General features: G+C 50.7%; 4 protein-coding genes. All 4 read left to right on the top strand.

All coding sequences use genetic code 11. From position 1 onward, the window contains the following. The first annotated feature begins 85 nt into the window (after positions 1 to 85). The gene (locus KDK14_RS13415; protein ID WP_257265666.1) at positions 86 to 922 is read left to right on the top strand and encodes a sulfurtransferase; all 837 of its coding nucleotides are present in this window, start codon (positions 86 to 88) and stop codon (positions 920 to 922) included. A gap of 238 nt (positions 923 to 1,160) precedes the next feature. Continuing rightward, positions 1,161 to 2,024: an archaetidylserine decarboxylase gene (gene asd, locus KDK14_RS13410; RefSeq protein ID WP_257265665.1), complete on the top strand. Its 864-nt coding sequence runs from the start codon at positions 1,161 to 1,163 to the stop codon at positions 2,022 to 2,024. Between the two features lie 353 nt (positions 2,025 to 2,377). Continuing rightward, a complete protein-coding gene (gene gshB / locus KDK14_RS13405) occupies positions 2,378 to 3,337 on the top strand; it encodes a glutathione synthase (protein WP_257265664.1) in 960 nt (319 codons plus the stop codon). Positions 3,338 to 3,465: 128 nt separating this feature from the next. Further along, on the top strand, positions 3,466 to 4,160 hold a 695-nt coding region (locus KDK14_RS13400; protein WP_257265663.1), incomplete at its 3' end, for an energy transducer TonB.

Here is a 4,160-nt window from a genome sequence, read left to right as displayed (position 1 = left end):
GATTTGAATGTCAATATCACCAATTTTTCCGAGACACTAATATTCAACACATAAAAAGCACAGAATAGACTGCCCCGGACGTAATATGACTGACAATACCAGGCTGCCTCTTATCCTGGAACCAGAAGCGCTGGAATTCCTGCTCACTGCCGAAGAGAATGCGTCAATAAAAGAGCGTCTGATTATTATTGACTTGGGCAATCCCCAGCTGTATCAGCAGGCGCATGTGCCCGGAGCCATCCATGTGCAACCCCATCTGCTGGTCGCCGGAACGCAACCTGCCCGCGGCAAACTGCCAGCACTGAACCAACTGGAATCTTTGTTCAGTGAGTTGGGTTTTACCGGCAAAGAGCACTTCATTGTATACGATGATGAAGGCGGTGGTTGGGCGGGGCGCTTTATCTGGACGCTGGATGTTATTGGTCACCGGCAATACTCTTACCTCAACGGTGGTATCCATGCCTGGTTGAAAGAAGGCCATCCAAGAGAGTCCGGGGCAAACGTGAGAACCTCCACAGAAGCTTCCCTGACGATTGACAGCAGTGTTATTGCCAGCTGCGACTTCATTCTTGAGACCCTGGCAAGCCCGGAGTTTACCATCTGGGATGCACGCTCTTTGGAGGAATACCGCGGAGAAAAGGTCATGGCACAGAAAGCCGGCCATATTCCCGGGGCCATTAATTTCGAGTGGACCCGGGCCATGGACCCGGAAAAGAATTATCGCATTAAAGAGGGGCTGGTTGCCGAGCTTGCTGCTCTTGGTATTAACACAGATCAACAAATCATCACCCACTGTCAGGCTCATCATCGTTCCGGGTTTACTTATCTTGTGGCTAAAGCCCTTGGTTTTAAATCGGTCAGAGCCTATGACGGCTCATGGTCTGAATGGGGGAATCTGCCCCATACGCCGGTTGCTCAATAAGCTAACATGGCAATAGGAAGCATAATCACCGAAGGTGCAGTGAGCCCTGCCATGAATTACAATTGCTGCCACTTTCCTATTTTTTCCTGGTCAGACAATGATTCAAATGAAGTTGTTTCAGCCTTTGGCGCGTGCCAATACAAATCAAGAACTGCCATACACATAGACGACAGGCTATTTCAGGTACTAACTATCAGGTACTAACTTTCAGGTACTAACCACAGGATATGCCATCACCGTGAAAGACAAACTGTTTGCAGCTGTTCAGTATGTGCTGCCCCATCATCTGATCTCCAGGGCTGTATTCTATTTTGTGGAATGCCAGATTCCATGGTTCAAAAATGGCCTGATTCGCCTGGCTATTGATCACTACCACGTCAATATGAGTGAAGCGAAACGGCAAGACGCTGAAGAGTACCTCCACTTCAATGACTTTTTTACCCGATCATTAAAGGATGGCGCCCGACCTTTACCAGAAGACCCGGCGATAATTGTCAGCCCGGCCGATGGTGTCATCAGTCAGATAGGGGACATCAAGAACGGCAGGATATTTCAGGCCAAAGGCCATGACTACAGCCTGGTGGAACTATTGGGTGGTGATCTGGATCTTGGACAAGAGTTTATGGGTGGCAAATTTGCCACTATTTACCTCGCCCCTAAAGACTACCACCGTGTCCACATACCTGCGGCCGGTTCCCTGCACAAGATGGTCCATGTGCCCGGACGCCTGTTCTCTGTAAGCCAGGGGACTGTTGAGAATATCCCCAATCTCTTTGCCCGGAACGAACGGGTGGTCAGCATCTTTGATACCCAATACGGCCCCATGGCAGTCATCATGGTTGGGGCCATCAATGTTGCCAGTATCGAGACCGTGTGGGCTGGTCTGGTAACACCGCAAAGGGGGCAAGTTGCTACCACCACCTATGGCGAAGCCAGTCAGTCGGTTGAGCTAAGTCGTGGTGATGAACTGGGCCGCTTCAAACTGGGATCCAGCGCTATTGTGCTCTTTGGCAAAAACCAGATTGAGTGGCTGAAAAACTGGCAACCGGGCCTGTCCATCAAGATGGGTGAGGCATTAGCCCAGGCCAGTATTGATAAATAAAAATGCTGATTAAGTTAGAGTAGAGTTACTTGAGCACTGGACTCATTCCTGCGGTCGTCGCTAAACCCGGAGAGACTCACTGTCAGGTTTAGCGATAGCCTCGGTCTTATGTGGGAGTGCATTTATCATACGAATTCAGGATATTTGATTTCATATGGCCAGCTACTTATGTGAATCCATCCCGGGCTGATACACTTCAACCTTTTTTTCGCTGCCGCTCTGGCAGTGCCATTCGGAAAAAAGTTCATAGCAAAGACATTTGGCAAACACCGAAATGCAATGTCCTTGTATTCATGATGTCTGGAAATATCGGTAAACTTGATGCCTGCTGGATAGTGTCAAAGGTATATATCGTGACAACGTTAAAACTTGGCATTGTGATGGACCCTATTGCCTCCATCAATTACAAGAAAGACAGCTCCCTTGCCATGCTGCTGGCGGCCAGTCACAAAGGCTGGCAACTGTTTTACATGGAGCAGGCTGACCTTTACCAGAAAGAAGGTATTGCCATGGGCAGCGTCAAGCCGTTAACCGTCAATGCTGACCCTGAGAACTGGTTTGCACTGGATGTGCGCCAGGAGATGCCGCTGGATGCGCTGGATGTCATCCTGATGCGCAAGGACCCGCCGTTTGATATGGAATTTATCTACAGCACGTACCTGCTGGAACAGGCTCAGGCAGCTGGCACACTGATCGTTAATAACCCCCGCAGTATCCGTGACTGTAACGAGAAGATGTTTGCCACACTGTTTCCACAGTGCACGCCTCCGGTCATGGTTTCCCGCAGCCCAAGGCTGCTCAAAGAGTTTGCGGCAGAACATGGTGATGTGGTCCTGAAGCCACTGGATGGCATGGGTGGCAGCTCTGTTTTCCGCACGACTACCCATGATCCGAATTTAAGCGTGATCATAGAAACCTTGACGGAAATGGGCCAGCGTCAGGCCATGATTCAAAAGTTTATTCCGGATATTACCTCCGGTGACAAGCGCATCCTGATGATTGATGGGGAACCCGTTCCCTACTGCCTGGCACGCATTCCTGCTGCCGGGGAACTCAGAGGCAACCTGGCAGCAGGCGGTACCGGTGAAGGACGCCCCCTGAGTGAACGGGATCTGTGGATTGCCCGCCAGGTGGGGCCACAGCTGCGCAAGAAAGGCCTGATTTTTGTTGGACTGGATGTTATTGGCGACTACCTCACCGAAATCAACGTTACCTCACCGACCTGTATCCGTGAGCTGGATAACCAGTTTACCCTCAATATCGCCGGGCAGTTGATGGATAAAATTGAGGAAAAACTCAAGGCCAGGCCCTGACCAGACGATTATTCTATAGACTGTTTTTTCAACAGGCTCCAAGAGCCCTTGATAAAAGGGCTCATATCGTATTAACCAGGACGGCTCTGCCATTGGGCTTTACCAGAGAAAGCAGTAACCAGAAAGCTATGACTCAGCCAGCGACCATTTCATCCGCAGTATCGACGGCAGACCGCCTGGGTTTTACCCTGTTTATGGCGGTGGTCCTGCACGTTCTGGTGGTACTGGGGCTAACGTTTAGCTTCGAGGACAAGCCTGCCCCTCCGCCTACTCTCGAAGTGACTCTGGCCCGTTACCAAAGCAAAGAGGAACCCAAACAAGCCGACTACCTTGCCCAGATCAATCAACAGGGCAGCGGTACTCTGGAAGAAAAAGCATTGCCCTCCAGTGACCAGCAGGCACAGTTTCAGGAAGAGACCATCAAAGAAGTCCAGCCACAGTCACAAACAGCGGCTCAACCAAAGCAAACCGTGACACAACAGAACCGTATTACCACTGTGGCAAAGAGCGAGCAGCAAGCAAGCGATGACAGTGTAAGGCAGGAGCCCATTGCCGTTGATAAAGACCAGCCACGCAAGCAGATTGACCTGAAAAAAGAAATTGCCAGCCTGGAATCTCAGTTCCATCAGCAGCGCCAGGAGTTCGCCAGGCGCCCTCGAATCAAAAGGCTGACAGCGGCCTCAACCATGCAGGAAGCCGGGGCATTTTATAAAGAGTCCTGGCGACGGAAGGTTGAGAAGGTGGGCAACATCAACTATCCGGAAAAAGCGCGTCAGCTTCGGCTCTATGGCGAGTTACGCTTGATGGTTGCTATCAACCGGGA

Origin of the sequence: Endozoicomonas sp. ONNA2 (assembly GCF_024606365.1) — a bacterium.
GTDB lineage: Bacteria > Pseudomonadota > Gammaproteobacteria > Pseudomonadales > Endozoicomonadaceae > Endozoicomonas.
This window is presented reverse-complemented; position numbering and strand designations above follow the sequence as displayed.